The sequence below is a fragment of the Agrobacterium tumefaciens genome, assembly GCF_013318015.2.
In the GTDB taxonomy this organism is placed as follows: Bacteria; Pseudomonadota; Alphaproteobacteria; order Rhizobiales; family Rhizobiaceae; genus Agrobacterium; species Agrobacterium tumefaciens.
In genome coordinates this window covers 2,048,617-2,064,984 of sequence record NZ_CP115841.1, presented here as the reverse complement: position 1 = coordinate 2,064,984, position 16,368 = coordinate 2,048,617, and the positions used below count along the sequence as shown (strand labels likewise).

Here is a 16,368-nt window from a genome sequence, read left to right as displayed (position 1 = left end):
GGGTCTCTCCTTGGCTCGGATCAGGAGCCGGTCAGTTTCTCTATCTGTGTGTTTTGTCGCATGGTCCGGGCGTAAAACCGCTACGCACTTTTACTGGACATGCTCAAAATGCGATTTCAGTGTTTTATCTGGTCAACGAAGGTCTTGAACTCCGAACAGACGGATGGGACCCATCCGCCGCCCTTTCCTTGATAAAGCCCCGTCCAGCCAATACCGGCGGGGAAAACATGCTGCCGAACGCTGACACCGGAGGCGATGAGCCTGTCGGCATAACCGACCGTTTCGTCGCGCAGAGGGTCGTCCTCGGCGGTAAAGATCAGCGCCGGCGCCACCCGGTTCAGCCGCGTACACTGGCAGGGCGCGGCATAGGGGTGAAAAAACCCGCAGGCCTTGGCAAGGTAATGGCTCCAACCATCCGCCCAGCGCTGGCGCATGCCGATCCTGTCCGCATCGCGGAAGGATTCCGTCGTCATCATCGGGTCGATCATGGGCGACAGAAGTATTTGACCGGCAAGCTTGCCCGGCATGCGGTCACGCGCCTTCAGCGCAAGCCCAGCCGCCACATTGCCACCAGCCTCTTCGCCGGCCACAAACAGCAGCGATTTCGCGCCGCCATAATGCTTGCGGTCCCGGCTCAGGTGATCCAGCGCTTCGAAGGCACAATCGATCACCATCGGAAACTCGTTGCCGGACGACTTGCTATAGTCGGCCTCGACGACGATCGCGCCGCTTTCAGCGAGCGCGCGTGCCACCGGAAGCTCCGGGCAATTGCCGCCCTTTTCAAGAAATGAGCCGCCGCGCAAATAAAGGACCACGGGCGGGTTGGTGCACAGGCCGGCACTTTCATATCGGCGCACGGAAAGCTGGGACGCCGAGCCCCCACAGCCTTCTATATTTTCCCAGTGCGCTTTCATTTGATCCGGTCCCGTGCGCCGCCATCAGCAGCTCACCATATTTGCAAAATCTGAAATTCATATTATTGTTCGGGAGAAAACGATCAAGTACGTCAAAATGAAAACACTATTCCAAAAAAACGGATAATAGCGACATGGATCAGCTTTCCGCCATGCGGGTATTCACTCGCGTCGTCGAAACCGGCAATTTCAGCCGCGCCGCGACCGCGCTGAACATGCCCAAAACCACCGTCACCAACATGGTCCAGGCGCTGGAGGCGCATTTACATACCACGCTTCTCAACCGCACAACGCGGCGGGTGATGCTGACGACGGACGGCGCTCTCTATTATGAGCGGGCCTCGCAGATTCTGTCGGAAATCGAAGAGCTTGATGGCAGCATGTCCAGCGCGCAGGTGCAGCCGTCTGGCCGGTTGCGGGTGGAAATGGCCGGTGTCTTCGCGGACCTCGTGGTTATTCCACATCTTTGCGAATTTTACCAGCGCTATCCGCAAATCCGGCTCGATCTCGGCGTCGGCGACCGTCTGGTCGATTATATCGCGGAGAATGTCGATTGCGCGCTGCGGGTCGGCACGTTGCGGGATCAATCCCTTATAGCGCGCAAGGTCGGCGAGCTGAAATTCGAAACCTTCGCCTCTCCCCTGTACATCGAGAGTTTCGGCATGCCGCAACAGCCGGAAGATCTCGAAAACGGACATCATTCCGTGGGATATTTCAATGCCACCACTGGCCAGATCATGCCGATCTCATTCGACAACGGGCTTCGCAGCGTCGAGATTACGCCCAACTATGTCGTGTCGGTGAATGACAGCCGCACCTATCTCAACGCCGCGCTGGCGGGCATGGGCATGGTGCAGCTGCCCGTTTTCATGGTCAAGGATGCGCTTGCGCGTGGCGAGCTTGTGCCGGTTCTGCCGGAATGGCGGCGCGAACCGATGCCGATCTATGTGGTCTACCCACAGACGAGGCACGTCACCAACAAGGTCCGTGTTTTCGTGGACTGGCTGGCGAAGATGGTTCACAGCCTCGTCTGAGGCAGCTAGTCACCGCCCGACCTTTGCCGCGACAAAATCGATAAAGGCGCGTACGCGGGCGGCCAGGTGATCATGTCCGGCATAAACGGCGTGGATCACCTCCATGTCGCCCGGATTGTAATCCTCCAGCACCGGCACGAGCAGACCGGCCTCGATATCCGGCTCGACATGAAACTCTCCGACCCTTCCCAGCCCAAGGCCCGTCAGGCACAGCCTACGCATTGCCATGCCGCTGTTGACCGAGGCGTTGCCGGTCACGGGAAGGCGGTAGACTTCCGTCATGCCGGGATCACGGAAAGGCCATTCGTTGAGGCTGCGACTGAAATTGAAGCTGATGCAATTGTGTTGGGCCAGATCCTGCGGCTTTTCCGGCATGCCATGTTTCTCGATATAGGCAGGGGAGGCGACGATGATCCGGCGGACCTCTTTCAGCTTTCTTGCCTTGAGGGACGAATCCGCCATCCCGCCGGATCGTATCGCTATGTCGGTGCGCTCCTCGATAAGGCTGATGACGCCGTCGGTCAGCGAGATATCCAGCTCGATTTCCGGATAAAGAGATAAAAACTCCGGTGCGAGCGGCAGAAGATACCTTTCGCCGAAGCCCAGCGTGGCGTTGACACGCAATAGCCCCCGCGGCACCACCTTGCCGCCGCCTGCTACGATCTGCTCCGTATCGGCGATGTCGGCCAGAATGCGCCTTGCCCGAGAAAGATAGATTTCCCCCTCCGGCGTCAGCGTCACCACGCGGGTGGAGCGAGCGAGAAGGCGGGTGCCGAGGCGGTCTTCAATGCGGGTGACAAGTTTGCTCACCGCCGAGGGTGAAAGCTTGAGCCTGCGCCCGGCTGCGGAAAAACTCCCCAGCTCGGCTGCCGCGACGAAGACTTCCATTTCTCCGGCCCTGTTGTCCATCGCTGCACCACTTGTGAAATTAATTCAAAGGCCTTTATCCAATCTTGCTGATTATCATGCAAGTCCCCTTCGCCCATATTGCAATCACAAAGTTGATCCAACCGGACAGTACCCGCTGTCCATAACGCCCGCGATCCCGCTCCGGGCGAAGAGGTACTCGTCATGCCATTGGCCATATTTGCCTTGACGATCGCGGCTTACGCGATCGGAACCACGGAGTTTGTCATCGTCGGTCTTTTGCCGACGGTCGCCGCAGATCTCCACATTACCCTGCCGCTTGCCGGCCTTATCGTCAGCGTTTACGCGCTGGGTGTCACTTTCGGTGCGCCGATCCTGACTGCGCTGACCGGCAAGATCGAAAGAAAGCCGCTGCTGCTGGGTCTGATGACGCTGTTCGTTGTCGGTAATGTCGCAGCCGCCGTGTCGCCAAGCTATGAGACGCTTCTGGTCGCGCGGGTGCTTTCCGCCTTCGCCCATGGCGTGTTCTTCTCCGTTGGCGCCACCATCGCCGCCGATCTCGTGCCGGAAAACCGCCGTGGCTCGGCGATTGCCATGATGTTCATGGGTTTGACCGTCGCCATCGTCACCGGCGTGCCGATCGGTACCTATATCGGGCAGATTTTTGGCTGGCGCGCCACCTTCTGGGCGGTTGCAGGTCTTGGTGTCATCGCCTTTGCCGGTATCGCGGCCCTGTTGCCGGGAACGCTGAAGAAAGCGCCGCCCGCCAGCCTTCTCGATCAGGTGCGGGTGCTGGGTTCTGGCCGACTGCTCATCGTTTTCGCCATGACCGCACTTGGTTACGGCGGCACCTTCGTCGCCTTCACCTTTCTGGCGCCGATCCTTCAGGATGTCACAGGCTTCTCCGAAAAGAGCGTCGGCCTGATCCTTGTGCTCTACGGCATCGCCATTGCCGCCGGTAATATCGGTGGCGGCAAAATCGCCAACCACAATCCGGTCAAGGCGTTGATCGGACTCTTTCTGGCACAAGCCATCGTGCTTCTGGTCTTTTCCTTCACCGCCGTTTCGCCGGTTCTGACCCTGATCACGCTGGTGGCGCTCGGCTTCCTGTCCTTCGCCAACGTTCCCGGCCTGCAGCTTTATGTGGTGCAGCTGGCCAAGGAACACCGCCCCGGCGCTGTCGATGTCGCCTCGGCGCTCAATATCGCCGCCTTCAATCTCGGCATCGCGATTGGTGCGTGGCTTGGCGGTCTGGTGGTGGAATCGCCGATGGGCCTTGCCGCAACCCCATGGGTCGGCGCCATCCTTGTCGCCATTGCCCTCATCCTCACCCTCTGGAGCAGTGCACTCGACCGTCGCGCCTCGCTCTCGCTGAAGACTGCCTGAGTTTTTCATATAAATCCCGGCCACTGCCTAAGGGCTGGCCGGGCGTACCCTAAAAGGAGAAAATATATGTTTGATGTCACCGCCAACGGCGCATCGATCCCGGCGCTTGGCTTCGGTACCTTCCGTATTCCCGGCCCCGATGTTCTTCGGATCGTTCCGCATGCCCTGAAGGCCGGCTTTCGCCATATCGATACCGCGCAGATTTACGGTAATGAGGCCGAAGTCGGCGAAGCCATTGCCGGTTCCGGCGTGGCACGCAGCGATATCTTCCTGACCACCAAGGTCTGGGTGGAGAACTACAGGCACGATGCCTTTCTTGCCTCCGTCGATGAGAGCCTGAAAAAACTGAAGACCGATTATGTCGATCTCCTGCTTCTGCACTGGCCGAACGAGGCGGTAACGCTGGCCGAGCAGATCGATGCGCTGAACGCTGTTCGCGACGCCGGCAAGGTTCGCCATATCGGCGTGTCCAACTTCAATACGGCGCTGATGGATGAGGCGGTCAGTTTGTCAAAGGCACCGATCGTTACCAATCAGATCGAATACCATCCCTATATCGATCAGGATATGGTGATCGCGGCGGCCAAGGCTGCCGGCATGTCGGTGACGGGTTATTACGGTATGGCCGACGGCAAGGTTTTTGCCGATCCGGTTCTAAAGGACATCGCCGCAAGCCGGGGCAAGTCGGTGGCGCAGGTGGTGCTGCGCTGGCTCGTGCAGCAGCAGGGTGTGATTGCGCTTTCGAAGACCGTGAGCGAAGCCCGTGTTGATAAAAACCTTGCGATCTTCGATTTCACGCTGTCGGTCGCTGAGACGGATGCGATCCGTGCTCTTGCTCGACCGGATGGCCGTATCGTCTCGCCGGACGGGCTTGCGCCGGTATGGGACGCGGCTGCCTGACCGTTGCCAACGGGTATGGGTGGAATTCCTCCTGGTGCCGTCACCCGGGTCTAGCCCGGCATGACGGGGGAGCGGTTTTCACTGATATAGATAACCTTAAGACACCCGGATAAGCTATCCGGGTGTCTTCTGAGAAAGTGGATCAGAATTCGCCCCATGTCTGATCTTTCGAGGCCGTGGATACGCCGAGCGCTGCGGCCACCTGGCCGATCATGCGACGCGCCGGGGATGGTCTCGGCTGTGCGTTGTCCGCAACGCGCACCGGCGCTGAAGGCATATATGCGGTTCTAGCCGTGCTGGTGCTGGCCATTGCGCCATCCAGCTTGAACTGGCCGACGATCTGGCGGAGTTTTTCGGCATCACCGGCAAGCGATGCGCTGGAGGCCGTAGCCCTTTCGACCATCGCGGCATTGTGCTGCGTGACCTGGTCCATCTGGTTCACCGCGCTGTTGACCTCGGCCAACCCGACCGACTGTTCCCTTGCGGATGTCGCGATGGCGTCGAGTTGTGTATTGATGGCGATGACGTGACTTTCAATGATCTTCAGGGCGTCGCCGGTTGCGGTCACGAGTTTCACGCCGTTCTGCACTTCGTCGGCGGAGTTGCGGATAAGCTCCTTGATTTCCTTGGCCGCTTGCGCCGAGCGCTGGGCCAGTTCACGCACTTCCTGTGCCACAACCGCAAAGCCCTTGCCTGCCTCGCCCGCACGGGCCGCCTCGACGCCGGCGTTGAGTGCCAGAAGATTGGTCTGGAAGGCAATCTCGTCGATGACGCCTATGATGTTGGAAATCTGGCTTGAAGAGCTTTCTATGCGCTTCATGGCATCGACCGCAGTTGCCACGACTTGACCGGATGTCTGGGCGGATCTGTTGGCCTCGACCGCCACGATCCGGGCCTCCTCAGTCCGTTTGGTCGAATTGCTGACGTTGCTGGTTATCTGGTCGAGCGCTGCGGCTGTTTCTTCCAGCGATGCGGCTTGGGTTTCCGTGCGTTGCGACAGGTCGCTCGCACTCGAACTCAACTCGCGAGAGCCGTTGTCGATCGTGGCCGTTACATCGGCAACGGACAGCAGTGTTTTGCTAAGCTGGTTTACGGCGATATTGAAGTCCGCACGCAGGCTTTCGAATTCTGCGGAGAAAGGCGTTTTCAGCTGGTAGGACAGGTCGCCATTGGCCATATGCTTCAGACCTTCGGCAAGGCCGCTGGTCGCTTCCGCCATTTCGGCGGCGCGCCTGCGATCAATTTCGGCGGTTCTTTGACGCTCTGCCTCGGACTGGTTACGCACCTGCGCCGCATCCGCTTCCAGCCGGCGGGCCTTCAATTCGTTATCCTTGAAGACCTCAACGGCCTTTGCCATCGTGCCGACCTCGTCGCGCCGGTCCGTTCCCTCGACCTTGACGGACAGGTTACCCTCCGCAAGCGTTTGCATCGTGCCGACAAGACCCCGGATCGGCGTGACAAGCCAGCTGCTGATCGCGAAATATCCGATGACGACGACGGTGATGAAGCCGAGGACGACCGCCGCGACGGTAATTAGTGCAGTCCGTTGGCTTATGTCGCTCAGATCATCGCTCTGCTGGGCGCTACGGTTCGAAATATCAGTGGCTATCTGTGTAAGTTTCGCGCCGATCTTGGCAAAGACTGGCTGGCACTCGGTGCCAAACGCTTTTTGCGACGCAAGTGCCTCATCCACGGTTGATGCGGTTCGGCCCAGGTGCCAGGCGTTCTTGCACGTCACGTTATAGAGCGTCGTCACGTCGTCCTTGAGTACGCGCAGGCGGTTGTCTTCGGGGATATTGGCGATGGCTCCATCCATCGATACCATGAACTTGTCGCGTGTGGCCTTCACCTCAGCTTCGGCAGCGGCATTACCCTGTTCCGTAAAGGCGATCATCATATCGGCCAAAGCCGCACGCCCGTTCAGCAGTTCTTGGTTCGCGAGTGCCAAATTCAAGGCCGCTGCGCTGTCACGCGCAATAAGGTCACTATAACTTCCATCGATCGATTTGATCTGTATGGCGGAGTAGGCCGCAATCAGGATTACACATACGCCGAATAGCGCAAATACCGTCAAAAACTTTCCGACAACGGGAATATTTCTCATCGTTATGGCTCCCACAAGAAAATCGAGCCCTTCATGGGTCATATTTCGGCATCATGCGCTTTTCCGGTGATGATTATACTTACAAATTTAAGAAACAATTATGTATTATTAGTAATTGCGTATCTTATAATAATATACTGTACTCTTATATTAAATAAGAATAATATTTAATACTAAATAATTCTAATGAGAATCCAAATCGGCTATCATGTCTTGCACGTCCGCAAACGCCTTCCTGAAGCGAATAAGTTCGGTGTCTAGGGCACGGGACTATGGTTGGGCGTCAGATCGGCCCAGAACATGCGGGTAGGCTTCGGTTGAAGAGGAGCTATCTGGGACCGGCGGCAAAATCAGGGCGGTGCCCGTAAGCGCTTTGACAAACCCAACGTTTTCCAGGGAAAACTGGAGCGGGCGAAGGGATTTGAACCCTCGACCCCAACCTTGGCAAGGTTGTGCTCTACCCCTGAGCTACACCCGCTCAAAAACCGCTGGTCCGGGGTAGTTCGCTGGACCGCGGGCCGCCAAAGCGTGGCGACGGGTGCTATATCGCTCAATCGTTTTTGGAATGCAACAGTTTCTTTTGCGGTTTCGGTGGAAATCCGTCTGGCCTGTGGGTTTATTCAAAACGACCGGCCCGATGCGTCGTAAAAAAGGGTGTTGGCGGGCGAAGGTATTGTTTCGGCTGGCCTTTATTTGGGTTGTAAAAGCACACAACCGGCCGGATGGCCAAAAAATAACCTGTTTACATTTGGTTAAAATCTGATTCGACAAGTGATTCGTTCGGGTGTACAAATTTCATGTCCACAAAAAAAGAAACGATACTTGGCATGTCATCATCGGGAGGATGAGCCTTGTCGTATGCAGCTTTTGAAAGAGTCGGCGCACAATTGTCGCCCCAGCAGATCACCGATCTGCAGAATATTTTCGACGGCGTATGTTTCGAGTGCCTTCAAGATCGCTGTAGCCACGTCGCCAACGAGTGCGCGGCGGTTTTGATCCGTAGCGCCCAGCGCGGCATTCTCGATCATGAGATGTTGCGCGACATCGGTCTTGCGGTTTTACGTCGGCACTGATTGCGCCATTTCATTAAAAAAGCGCCCGGGCATCTCGGGCGCTTTCGTGTGTGTGGTGTCGGTAGCCGCGTTACGGCTCAGCTCTTTTCCTGAACGTGCGCCTCGAGGAACCACAGCGCCTTGTCGAGATCGCGCGAGGCGGCGGTGAAGATATCCGCTGTCGTCGGGTCGCCGGCCTCGTCGGAATCATCGATAGCCTTGCGGATCATGTTGGCCACGTCGCCATAACGGGCGATCAGTTCGTCCAAATGATCGTGGATCTTGTAGATATCGGTCGGATAGGCCTTGAGCTTGGTCGTCGAAGAGACGGATTGCAGGCTACCGAGCGCCGTGCCACCAAGCTGCACCACACGTTCGGCAATGGTATCGCCGTGATTGTCGAGCTGGGCGCGGAAGGTGTCGAGAAGTTCGTGCACGGCGATGAATTGAGGGCCTTTCAGGTTCCAGTGCGCCTGCTTGGTCACCAGTGCAAGGTCGATCACCGAAGCGAGCGATTCGTTCAGAATACCCATCACCGTTGATTTGGCGTTGGAAGGCAGGTCGTTCTTCGTCTTGTGCGTCTTCATCGATGTCTCCTGACGTTGCGGACGGAATGCCGTTTGGCAAAATCTCCGCCGATTAACGCCCTGGCCGGTTGCCCTGTTCCGTCGCTCGGGCGGCAATGGCAAAAAACCTCTGCAATCGTCGTATCTCACTCATAAAACAGACAGATGCGTCGACCGTCTATGTCGTTGACACTGATGGTCATGTCGTAGATTTCCCGCAGAACCTCCGGACGGATAATCTGTTCCGCCGGTCCCTGGCGGCAGATTCGGCCATCACGCATGGCGATGATGGTGTCGGAGTACCAGGAGGCGAAGTTGATGTCGTGCAGCACCAGAACCACGGTCTTCTTCAGCTCGTCGGCGGCGCGGCGCATGATCTTCATCATGCTTGAGGCGTGTTTCATGTCGAGATTGTTGAGCGGCTCGTCCAGGAGCACATAGTCCGTGTCCTGACACAGAACCATTGCCACGAAGGCGCGCTGACGCTGGCCGCCGGAAAGCTCGTCGAGAAAGCGGCCGGAAAGGTTTTCGAGATGGAGATATTCCAGCGCCCGGTCGATATGGACCTTGTCCTCGATGGTGGGACGGCCCTTGGAATAGGGATAACGTCCAAAACCGACGAGATCGCGCACCGTCAGGCGTGACGAGATGTGGTTGTCTTGCCTGAGGATCGAGAGCCGTTTTGCCAGCGTGTCGGAAGGGGTCTTGGTCACATCCAGCCCGTCCACCGTCACGGTTCCCGCATCCATGGACATCAGCCGTGCCACGATGGAGAGCAGCGTGGATTTTCCCGCCCCGTTCGGCCCGATGATGGAGGTGACGCCGCCTGCCGGAATGGCGACGGAGACGCCATCGACAACAACCGTTTCGCCATAGGATTTGCTGATCTGACTGGCGATGATCATCGCGCACCCCGCTTGAGAATAAGACCGATAAAGACGATGCCGCCCAGAAATTCGATGATGATGGAAAGCGCCGTGTTGAAGGCGAAGATCCGCTCCAGCACCACCTGACCGCCGACCAGGCAGATGATGGCGATGAGGATTGCAGCCGGCAGCACATAGGCATGTTTGCCGTTGCCTGTGAGATAATGGGCCAGCGCCGCAACCAGCAGCCCGAAGAACATGACGGGGCCGACGAGTGCGGTGGAAACGGCAACGAGAACGGAGACCAGCACGAGGATGATCGTCACCGTTCGCTTGTAGTCCACGCCAAGGCTGATGGCCGTTGCGCGGCCGAGCGAAAGGACGTCGAGCGTGTGCAGGAGCCGCAACCCGATAATCGTCACCACGCCGACGATGATGGCTGATACCGCAAGAAGGGTGGGATCGATGGAATTGAAGCTGGCGAACAGCACATCCTGCAGCACCGCATATTCATTCGGGTCCAGCACGCGCTGCATGAAGCCCGAGAGGCTGCGAAAGAACACGCCGAAGACGATGCCGACCAGCACCAGAAGATGCAGGCTGCGTTCCGCGCCGACGAAAAGCCAGCGGTAGAGCAGGGCGGAGAAGGTGACGAGCAGCGCGGTTTCGGCAAGAAACTTCAGCTGCGGATCGATCATCACCACGGTTGCCGAGCCAAACACGAAGATCAGCGCCGTCTGCACCAGCACATAGAGCGAATCGAAACCCATCACCGAAGGGGTGAGAATGCGGTTGTTGGTGACCGTCTGGAACAATACCGTCGAAACGGCGATGGCATAGGCCACCAACAGCAGCGACAGAAGCTTGATGCCGCGAAACGGCAGGATGAAGCTCCAACTGCCCTTTGCACCGAGCGTCATGAAGGCAGCCATGGAGATGAGCGCCAGTGCGAGAAGCATCAGCAGTACGAGTTTCGCGCGCCGGTCGGGATGTCTCTCATGCATGGTGGCGTTTCCGGAGCAGGAGATAGAGGAACAACGCGCTGCCGATGACGCCGACCACGGTTCCGATCGGTATCTCATAGGGCGCGCGCACCGTTCTGCCGATGATGTCGCAGGCAAGAACGAAGACCGCGCCAAGCGTCGCCACCCAGGGCACGGAACGGCGCATATTGTCGCCGATCATCAGGCTGACCACATTCGGCACGATCAGGCCGAGAAAGGGGATCATACCCACCGTGACGACGACGACGGCACTGACCAGCGAGACGATGGTGAGGCCGAGCGCCATCACCCGGCGATAGTTCAGTCCGAGATTGGTGGTGAAGTCGCGCCCCATGCCTGCCACCGTGAAACGGTCGGCGGCGAGATAGGCAGCGATGGCGAAAACGAAGCCGATCCACAGCAATTCATAGCGGCCACGCAGCACGCCGGAAAAATCCCCGGTCATCCACGCGCCGAGCGATTGCAGCAGATCGAAACGATAGGCGAAGAAAGTGGTGACGGCAGAAATGACGCCGCCCAGCATGATGCCGATCAGCGGCACCAGCAGCACATCGCGCAGCGGCACCTGCCGTAGAATACGCAGGAAAAGTCCGGTTCCCGCCAGCGCGAAAGCGGCGGCCACCAGCATCTTGCCGAAGATCGGCGTTTCCGGGGCAAGCAGGGTGACGGTGAGCAGGCCAAGGCCGGCGGATTCGGTGGTGCCAGCCGTCGAAGGCTCCACGAAGCGGTTGCGCACCAGCATCTGCATGATGAGACCGGCAATCGCCATCGAGCTTCCGGCTAGTATGAGCGCCAGCGTGCGCGGAATGCGGCTGACGAGGAGCACCCGCAGTGCATCCGCGCTCGTATCCGGCGCAAAAAGCGTCGCCAGCGAGACGTTGCTCACGCCGACGAACAGGCTGACGATGGCGAGTGTCAGCGCCAGAAGGAGGGCGAGGATGAGGGACAGGGATTTCACGTCAGTGGTTTTTCGAAAATGGTGATGGCTCGCTTCGACCTCGCAGATTGCCCGGAGGACTGAACCTCTCCTTCGTCATCCTCGGGAGAAGCCCGGGGATGACGTCGCGAAGGCAGTTTTTACGACTTCTTCTCGGACACGGCCTCGTAGACCTGATCAAGCAAGGTGGTGAGCGCCGTATAACCGCTGCTGACGATATAGGCCGCCTGCGGGTCGAGATAGACGATCTGCTTTTTCTTCCAGGCGTTGGTCTGGTGGATCAGTTCGTTGTCCAGCACCTGGGCGGCGGCCTTGCCTGGGTCCGTTGCGCGGCCGATGCCGGCATCGCGGTCGATCACGAACAGCCATTCGGGATTGACCTCGGCCAGATATTCGAAGGACACGACATCGCCCCGGTCGAAGCGGTCATCGATATCAGGAGCGACCGGCTTGAAGCCGATTTCCGTGTGCAGCCAGCCGGTGCGCGAGCTTGGGCCGTAAACACCGACCTTGCCGGCATTGGTGACGAGGATCATCGCCGTGCCGGAATTCGGCGCGATGGCCTTCAGCTTTGCGACCTTCTCGTCGATGGAGGCGTCGAGCTTCTTTGCTTCTTCCTGCTTGCCGAAGATATCGCCGAGCTTGGTGATATTGGCTTTGACGCTCGCGATGAATTCCTTGGAATCGATCGACATGTCGATGGCGGGCGTGATCTTCGCAACATCGGGATATTTCGCACGCGAACGGCCGCCGACGATGACGAGATCGGCTTCTGCCGCATTGATCGCCTCGTAATCGGGTTCGAACAGCGTGCCGACCTTCAGATATTTGCCATCGGCATATTTCTGGAGATAGGTCGGCAGGTTGGAACCAAGGACACCAGCTGGCTCGACGCCCATCGCATCGAGATTGTCGAGCGAGGGGATATCCAGAACCAGAACCTTTTTCGGCGCGGCTTTGAGAACGGTCTCGCCCTGCGCGTGCTTGATCGTCATTTCCTCAGCGCCTGCGGTCATTGCGCCAAGGCTGAAGGCCGCTGCTGCCAGCAGCCGAACGGGGAAGGTGAAGTTGATGGCCACGGATATGTCCCTTGCAATATGGTTCTTGACCCTGCGGAAGCGGATCCCGCAGGCGTAACTTGATGTTCGCTGTCAGCTTTATTGGCAAGGTATGCGGAAATCAAAAATATGTTTTAGAATAATTCTGAATTGCCGTGAGCGGGAAATGTGTGTGGCACCGGAAGCAAACCCCGGAGCCACATCAGGGGCCGTATCTTCTTTCAATTCGGCGGCCAGTCGCCGACGATCTCGCGTCTTTCCAGTTTCAGCGACCGGTCAGGCTGGATGCGGTAGGTTTCAATCGCCAGCCGGCCATCGCCCATGACGAATTCGTGGCTGAGCGTGCTGCCGATGGGTGACTTGGTCAATTTGGTATGGGGTTGTCCGCCATAGGTGATGCTGCCCGGAATGGGTTGCACGTCGGGTGCCGCGGTGGCACAGCCGGCAAGGCCCAGAACCAGCATGATCGCGATCTTGCGCATGTTTTTCTCCTGCGTTGGACAGGAATACTATCACGGCCGTGCCTGCGCCACACATCCCGTTGCCGTGAATAAAAAGGGCCCCGCATCCGGAAGGAGACGGGGCCAGTTGCCTTGGGAGGCTGTTTGTTATCAGTCCTCGTTGGCGGCAAGCTGCGTCAGCACCTCGCCGCGGCCGCGGATGCGCATGATGAGCGGGACGATGAAGGCGGCGGCTGCGACAAGGAACAGGCCGACGGCAATCGGTGAGGTGAGCAGCACGGTCGGGTCGCCCTGGCCGATGGCGAGTGCACGGCGAAGCTGCTGTTCGGCAAGCGGCCCGAGGATGAGGCCGACCACGGCAGGCGCGATCGGATAACCGAAGATGCGCATGATGTAACCAAGGATACCGAAGGCGAGCAGCATGCCGAGTTCGAACACGGACGGGTTGGCGCCGATGGTACCGAGCGTCGCAAACAGCAGGATGCCGGCATAGAGCCAGGGTTTCGGGATGGTCAGCAGCTTCACCCACAGGCCGATGAGCGGCAGATTGAGCACCAGCAGCATCAGGTTGGCAATGAACAGGCTGGCGATAAGACCCCAGACCAGCTGCGGATTGGTGGCAAACAGCAGCGGGCCGGGCTGAAGACCGAACTGCTGGAAACCGGCAAGCATGATGGCAGCGGTTGCCGTCGTCGGCAGGCCGAGCGTCAGGAGGGGCACGAGCGTACCGGCAGCGGAGGCATTGTTGGCGGCTTCCGGACCGGCAACCCCTTCGATGGCGCCATGGCCGAATTCTTCCGGATGTTTGCTGAGCCGCTTTTCGGTGGCATAGGAAAGGAAGGTGCCGATTTCAGCACCACCGGCAGGCATGGCGCCAATCGGGAAGCCGATCAATGTGCCGCGCAACCAGGGTTTCCAGGAACGCGCCCAGTCCTGTGCACTCATCCAGACCGAACCCTTGACGGCTTCGACCTTCTCGTCGCCACTCTGGCCCTGCGCAACGATGAACAGCGTCTCGCCGATGGCGAACATGGCCACCGCAAGCGTCGTCACTTCCACGCCGTCGAGAAGGTCGGGAATGCCGAAGCTCATGCGGGTCTGGCCGGTCAACTGGTCGATACCGACGATGGCGAGCGCGAAGCCGATGAACAGCGAGGTAAGGCCGCGCAGTGCCGAGTCTCCGAAAGCCGAGGAGACGGTGACAAAAGCGAGCACCATCAGCGCGAAATACTCGCGCGGGCCGAAAACCAGCGCCAGCTTGACGATATAGGGTGCAACAAAGGCGAGAGCGACGGTGGCGATGAGACCAGCGACGAAGGAGCCGATGGCGGCGGTGGCAAGTGCCGGGCCGCCGCGGCCCGCACGGGCCATCTTGTTGCCTTCGAGCGCAGTCACGATCGATGCGCTTTCGCCCGGCGTGTTGAGCAGGATCGAGGTGGTCGATCCGCCATACATGCCGCCATAATAGATGCCGGCGAACATGATGAGCGAACCGGCGGGATCAAGCCGGTATGTAACGGGCAGAAGCAGAGCGACCGTCAGCGCCGGCCCGATGCCGGGCAGAACGCCGACGGCAGTGCCGAGTGTCACGCCGATCAGCGCATAGAGCAGGTTCATGGGTTGGGCAGCAACCTCAAGACCGTGCAGCAGGAATTCAAACGTACTCATGGACAGATGTCCCCCAAGTCGAGCAGATGGGCGGGCGGAACGGCTGGCGTTTGCGTCATCGCGCGCCGGCGGTTTCCTGTGATCTCGAATTTTGGCCGGAATGGCTGTTAGAACAACAGCCGTTCCAGAGGCCCGGCAGGCAGAGAAAGTTGCAGCAGCCGCGCAAAGATGATCCAGATGACGAAGCTCAGAGCGATGCCGATGGGGATCGAATACCAGAGCTTGCGTTTGCCGAAGGCGCGCGCCGTAAACGCAAACAGGAGACCGGTAGCGATGGAGAAACCGGCGACGTTCAGCAACAGCATCTGCGCGGCAAGGCCGGCGACGACCCATATGACCGGGGCGACTTCCTGTTTGTCCCGTTCAGGAAAATCACCGCGCCAGGCTTCGATGGCTGTCCAGAGCGCAAGGCCGACAAGACAGAAGGCGATGGCGTAGGGGACCGTTGCCGGACCGACCGGCGAGTAGCCGGTGACGCTGGCGAGACGCGCACTGTCCCAGAAGATCACGCAGGCGATGAGGACGAGGGCTACGGCGATCGCCAGCGCCGCCCAGTCAGGGCGGCGCTCTTGATGTTGTGAAGGGTTGGAACCCTGGCTCATTTTACCAGTCCGATTTCTTTGAGGATGGCGGCGGTGGCGTCGGTGTCCTTGGCAAGCTGCGCCTTGAACTCGTCACCGGAAAGATAGGTATCCATCCAGCTCTTGGTCTTCAGCGTTTCCTGCCACTTTGCGGATTTCGCCAGCTTCTCGATATCGGCGCTGACTGCCTTTTCCTGTTCCGGTGTCAGGCCGGGAGGAGCAGCGACCATGCGCCAGTTCTGCACGACGACGTCGAGGGCGCTTTCCTTGAGCGTCGGTGCGTCAACGCCTTCCAGCTTCTCTTCGCTGGAAACGGCCAGCAGGCGCAGCGTGCCCGCCTTGACCTGGCTTTCGAATTCGCCGTAGCTCGAAATGCCGGCTGTTACCTGCGAGCCGAGGATCGAGGCAAGCGCTTCGCCGCCGCCGGAATAGGCGATGTAGTTGATCTTGGTCGGATCGACGCCGGCCGCCTTGGCGATCAGGCCAACAGCGATATGATCGGTGCCGCCGGCCGAGCCGCCGCCCCAGGACACGCTGCCCGGATCTTTTTTGAGCTGGTCGACGAGGTCGCCGATGGTTTTCAGCGGCGAAGATGCCGGAACGACGATTGCTTCATATTCACCGGTCAGGCGGGCGATTGGCGTCACTTCCTTGAGGGTGACGGGCGCCTTGTTGGTGAGGATCGCGCCGACCATCACGTAACCGCCGACGATGAGGGCGTTCGGGTTGCCCTTCTGCTGGCTGGCGAACTGTGCAAGACCGATGGTGCCGCCGGCACCTGGCACGTTCTGCACCTGAACGCTCTTGGAAATGCCTTCTTCCTGCAGCACGGTCTGCAGGGAACGCGCGGTCTGGTCCCAGCCGCCGCCGGGATTGGCCGGCGCGATGATGGTGTAGTCCGCTGCGACCGCCGGAAGCGCGATCACGCCTGCCAGAAATGTGCCGATAAGAAAATGTTTCACTTAGAAAA

The 16,368-nt window shown here is 59.1% G+C and carries 16 protein-coding genes and 1 tRNA gene; 4 read left to right on the top strand and 13 right to left on the bottom strand.

Annotation, left to right across the window (positions count from 1 at the left end; translation table 11 throughout):
- Positions 1–116 precede the first annotated feature (116 nt).
- Positions 117–914: an alpha/beta hydrolase fold domain-containing protein gene (locus G6L97_RS10275; protein WP_013636765.1), complete on the bottom strand. Its 798-nt coding sequence runs from the start codon at positions 912–914 to the stop codon at positions 117–119.
- A 134-nt stretch (positions 915–1,048) separates the two neighbouring features.
- Between G6L97_RS10275 and G6L97_RS10270 the strand changes: the two genes are divergently transcribed.
- Positions 1,049–1,948, top strand: coding sequence for a LysR family transcriptional regulator (locus G6L97_RS10270; RefSeq protein WP_003514057.1), 900 nt, complete (start codon positions 1,049–1,051; stop codon positions 1,946–1,948).
- 9 nt (positions 1,949–1,957) lie between these two features.
- On the opposite strand, the gene G6L97_RS10265 is transcribed toward G6L97_RS10270, so the two are convergent.
- Positions 1,958–2,857, bottom strand: a complete 900-nt coding sequence (locus G6L97_RS10265) for a LysR family transcriptional regulator (RefSeq protein ID WP_111783473.1) — start codon at positions 2,855–2,857, stop codon at positions 1,958–1,960.
- A 162-nt stretch (positions 2,858–3,019) separates the two neighbouring features.
- On the opposite strand from G6L97_RS10265, the gene G6L97_RS10260 reads away from it, so the two are divergent.
- Together G6L97_RS10260 and G6L97_RS10255 are read left to right on the top strand one after the other, a co-directional pair.
- On the top strand, positions 3,020–4,201 hold the full coding sequence (locus G6L97_RS10260; protein ID WP_111783474.1) for an MFS transporter: 1,182 nt from the start codon (positions 3,020–3,022) through the stop codon (positions 4,199–4,201).
- A gap of 66 nt (positions 4,202–4,267) precedes the next feature.
- Positions 4,268–5,101 carry an aldo/keto reductase gene (locus G6L97_RS10255; protein WP_111783475.1) on the top strand — a complete coding sequence of 278 codons (834 nt, stop codon included), beginning with the start codon at positions 4,268–4,270 and terminating at the stop codon, positions 5,099–5,101.
- A gap of 142 nt (positions 5,102–5,243) precedes the next feature.
- Here the strand turns inward: G6L97_RS10255 and G6L97_RS10250 are convergent, their stop codons facing one another.
- Both G6L97_RS10250 and G6L97_RS10245 read right to left on the bottom strand, forming a co-directional pair.
- Positions 5,244–7,205: a methyl-accepting chemotaxis protein gene (locus G6L97_RS10250; RefSeq protein ID WP_174002897.1), complete on the bottom strand. Its 1,962-nt coding sequence runs from the start codon at positions 7,203–7,205 to the stop codon at positions 5,244–5,246.
- A 403-nt stretch (positions 7,206–7,608) separates the two neighbouring features.
- Positions 7,609–7,683 (bottom strand) — tRNA-Gly (locus G6L97_RS10245).
- 373 nt (positions 7,684–8,056) lie between these two features.
- On the opposite strand from G6L97_RS10245, the gene G6L97_RS10240 reads away from it, so the two are divergent.
- The gene (locus G6L97_RS10240) at positions 8,057–8,278 is read left to right on the top strand and encodes a hypothetical protein (protein WP_013636760.1); all 222 of its coding nucleotides are present in this window, start codon (positions 8,057–8,059) and stop codon (positions 8,276–8,278) included.
- 77 nt (positions 8,279–8,355) lie between these two features.
- Here the strand turns inward: G6L97_RS10240 and dps are convergent, their stop codons facing one another.
- From dps to G6L97_RS10195, 9 genes are all read right to left on the bottom strand, one after another.
- Positions 8,356–8,844 carry a DNA starvation/stationary phase protection protein Dps gene (dps, locus tag G6L97_RS10235; RefSeq protein ID WP_003514046.1) on the bottom strand — a complete coding sequence of 163 codons (489 nt, stop codon included), beginning with the start codon at positions 8,842–8,844 and terminating at the stop codon, positions 8,356–8,358.
- A 125-nt stretch (positions 8,845–8,969) separates the two neighbouring features.
- Positions 8,970–9,728, bottom strand: a complete 759-nt coding sequence (locus G6L97_RS10230) for an iron ABC transporter ATP-binding protein (protein WP_111783478.1) — start codon at positions 9,726–9,728, stop codon at positions 8,970–8,972.
- Positions 9,725–10,693 carry an iron chelate uptake ABC transporter family permease subunit gene (locus G6L97_RS10225; RefSeq protein WP_003514044.1) on the bottom strand — a complete coding sequence of 323 codons (969 nt, stop codon included), beginning with the start codon at positions 10,691–10,693 and terminating at the stop codon, positions 9,725–9,727. Before G6L97_RS10225 ends, G6L97_RS10230 begins: the two co-directional genes overlap by 4 nt.
- Complete coding sequence (locus G6L97_RS10220; RefSeq protein WP_174002895.1) at positions 10,686–11,651, bottom strand: ABC transporter permease; 966 nt, start codon at positions 11,649–11,651, stop codon at positions 10,686–10,688. Before G6L97_RS10220 ends, G6L97_RS10225 begins: the two co-directional genes overlap by 8 nt.
- 119 nt (positions 11,652–11,770) lie before the next feature.
- A complete protein-coding gene (locus tag G6L97_RS10215; protein WP_013636756.1) occupies positions 11,771–12,709 on the bottom strand; it encodes a siderophore ABC transporter substrate-binding protein in 939 nt (312 codons plus the stop codon).
- A 200-nt stretch (positions 12,710–12,909) separates the two neighbouring features.
- Positions 12,910–13,170 carry a hypothetical protein gene (locus G6L97_RS10210; RefSeq protein WP_003514037.1) on the bottom strand — a complete coding sequence of 87 codons (261 nt, stop codon included), beginning with the start codon at positions 13,168–13,170 and terminating at the stop codon, positions 12,910–12,912.
- 129 nt (positions 13,171–13,299) lie between these two features.
- Complete coding sequence (locus tag G6L97_RS10205) at positions 13,300–14,817, bottom strand: tripartite tricarboxylate transporter permease (RefSeq protein WP_003514036.1); 1,518 nt, start codon at positions 14,815–14,817, stop codon at positions 13,300–13,302.
- 107 nt (positions 14,818–14,924) lie between these two features.
- Complete coding sequence (locus tag G6L97_RS10200) at positions 14,925–15,419, bottom strand: tripartite tricarboxylate transporter TctB family protein (protein WP_013636754.1); 495 nt, start codon at positions 15,417–15,419, stop codon at positions 14,925–14,927.
- The gene (locus G6L97_RS10195; RefSeq protein WP_174002893.1) at positions 15,416–16,360 is read right to left on the bottom strand and encodes a Bug family tripartite tricarboxylate transporter substrate binding protein; all 945 of its coding nucleotides are present in this window, start codon (positions 16,358–16,360) and stop codon (positions 15,416–15,418) included. The genes G6L97_RS10200 and G6L97_RS10195 overlap by 4 nt, the downstream gene beginning before the upstream one ends.
- Positions 16,361–16,368: the final 8 nt, after the last annotated feature.

Coding starts and splice junctions, on each gene's coding strand:
- G6L97_RS10225 (WP_003514044.1), bottom strand. CDS start 10,693: ATGCATGAGAGACATCCCGACCGGCGCGCGAAACTCGTACTGCTGATG.
- G6L97_RS10250 (WP_174002897.1), bottom strand. CDS start 7,205: ATGAGAAATATTCCCGTTGTCGGAAAGTTTTTGACGGTATTTGCGCTA.
- G6L97_RS10265 (WP_111783473.1), bottom strand. CDS start 2,857: ATGGACAACAGGGCCGGAGAAATGGAAGTCTTCGTCGCGGCAGCCGAG.
- G6L97_RS10230 (WP_111783478.1), bottom strand. CDS start 9,728: ATGATCATCGCCAGTCAGATCAGCAAATCCTATGGCGAAACGGTTGTT.
- G6L97_RS10260 (WP_111783474.1), top strand. CDS start 3,020: ATGCCATTGGCCATATTTGCCTTGACGATCGCGGCTTACGCGATCGGA.
- dps (WP_003514046.1), bottom strand. CDS start 8,844: ATGAAGACGCACAAGACGAAGAACGACCTGCCTTCCAACGCCAAATCA.
- G6L97_RS10270 (WP_003514057.1), top strand. CDS start 1,049: ATGGATCAGCTTTCCGCCATGCGGGTATTCACTCGCGTCGTCGAAACC.
- G6L97_RS10275 (WP_013636765.1), bottom strand. CDS start 914: ATGAAAGCGCACTGGGAAAATATAGAAGGCTGTGGGGGCTCGGCGTCC.
- G6L97_RS10210 (WP_003514037.1), bottom strand. CDS start 13,170: ATGCGCAAGATCGCGATCATGCTGGTTCTGGGCCTTGCCGGCTGTGCC.
- G6L97_RS10205 (WP_003514036.1), bottom strand. CDS start 14,817: ATGAGTACGTTTGAATTCCTGCTGCACGGTCTTGAGGTTGCTGCCCAA.
- G6L97_RS10255 (WP_111783475.1), top strand. CDS start 4,268: ATGTTTGATGTCACCGCCAACGGCGCATCGATCCCGGCGCTTGGCTTC.
- G6L97_RS10200 (WP_013636754.1), bottom strand. CDS start 15,419: ATGAGCCAGGGTTCCAACCCTTCACAACATCAAGAGCGCCGCCCTGAC.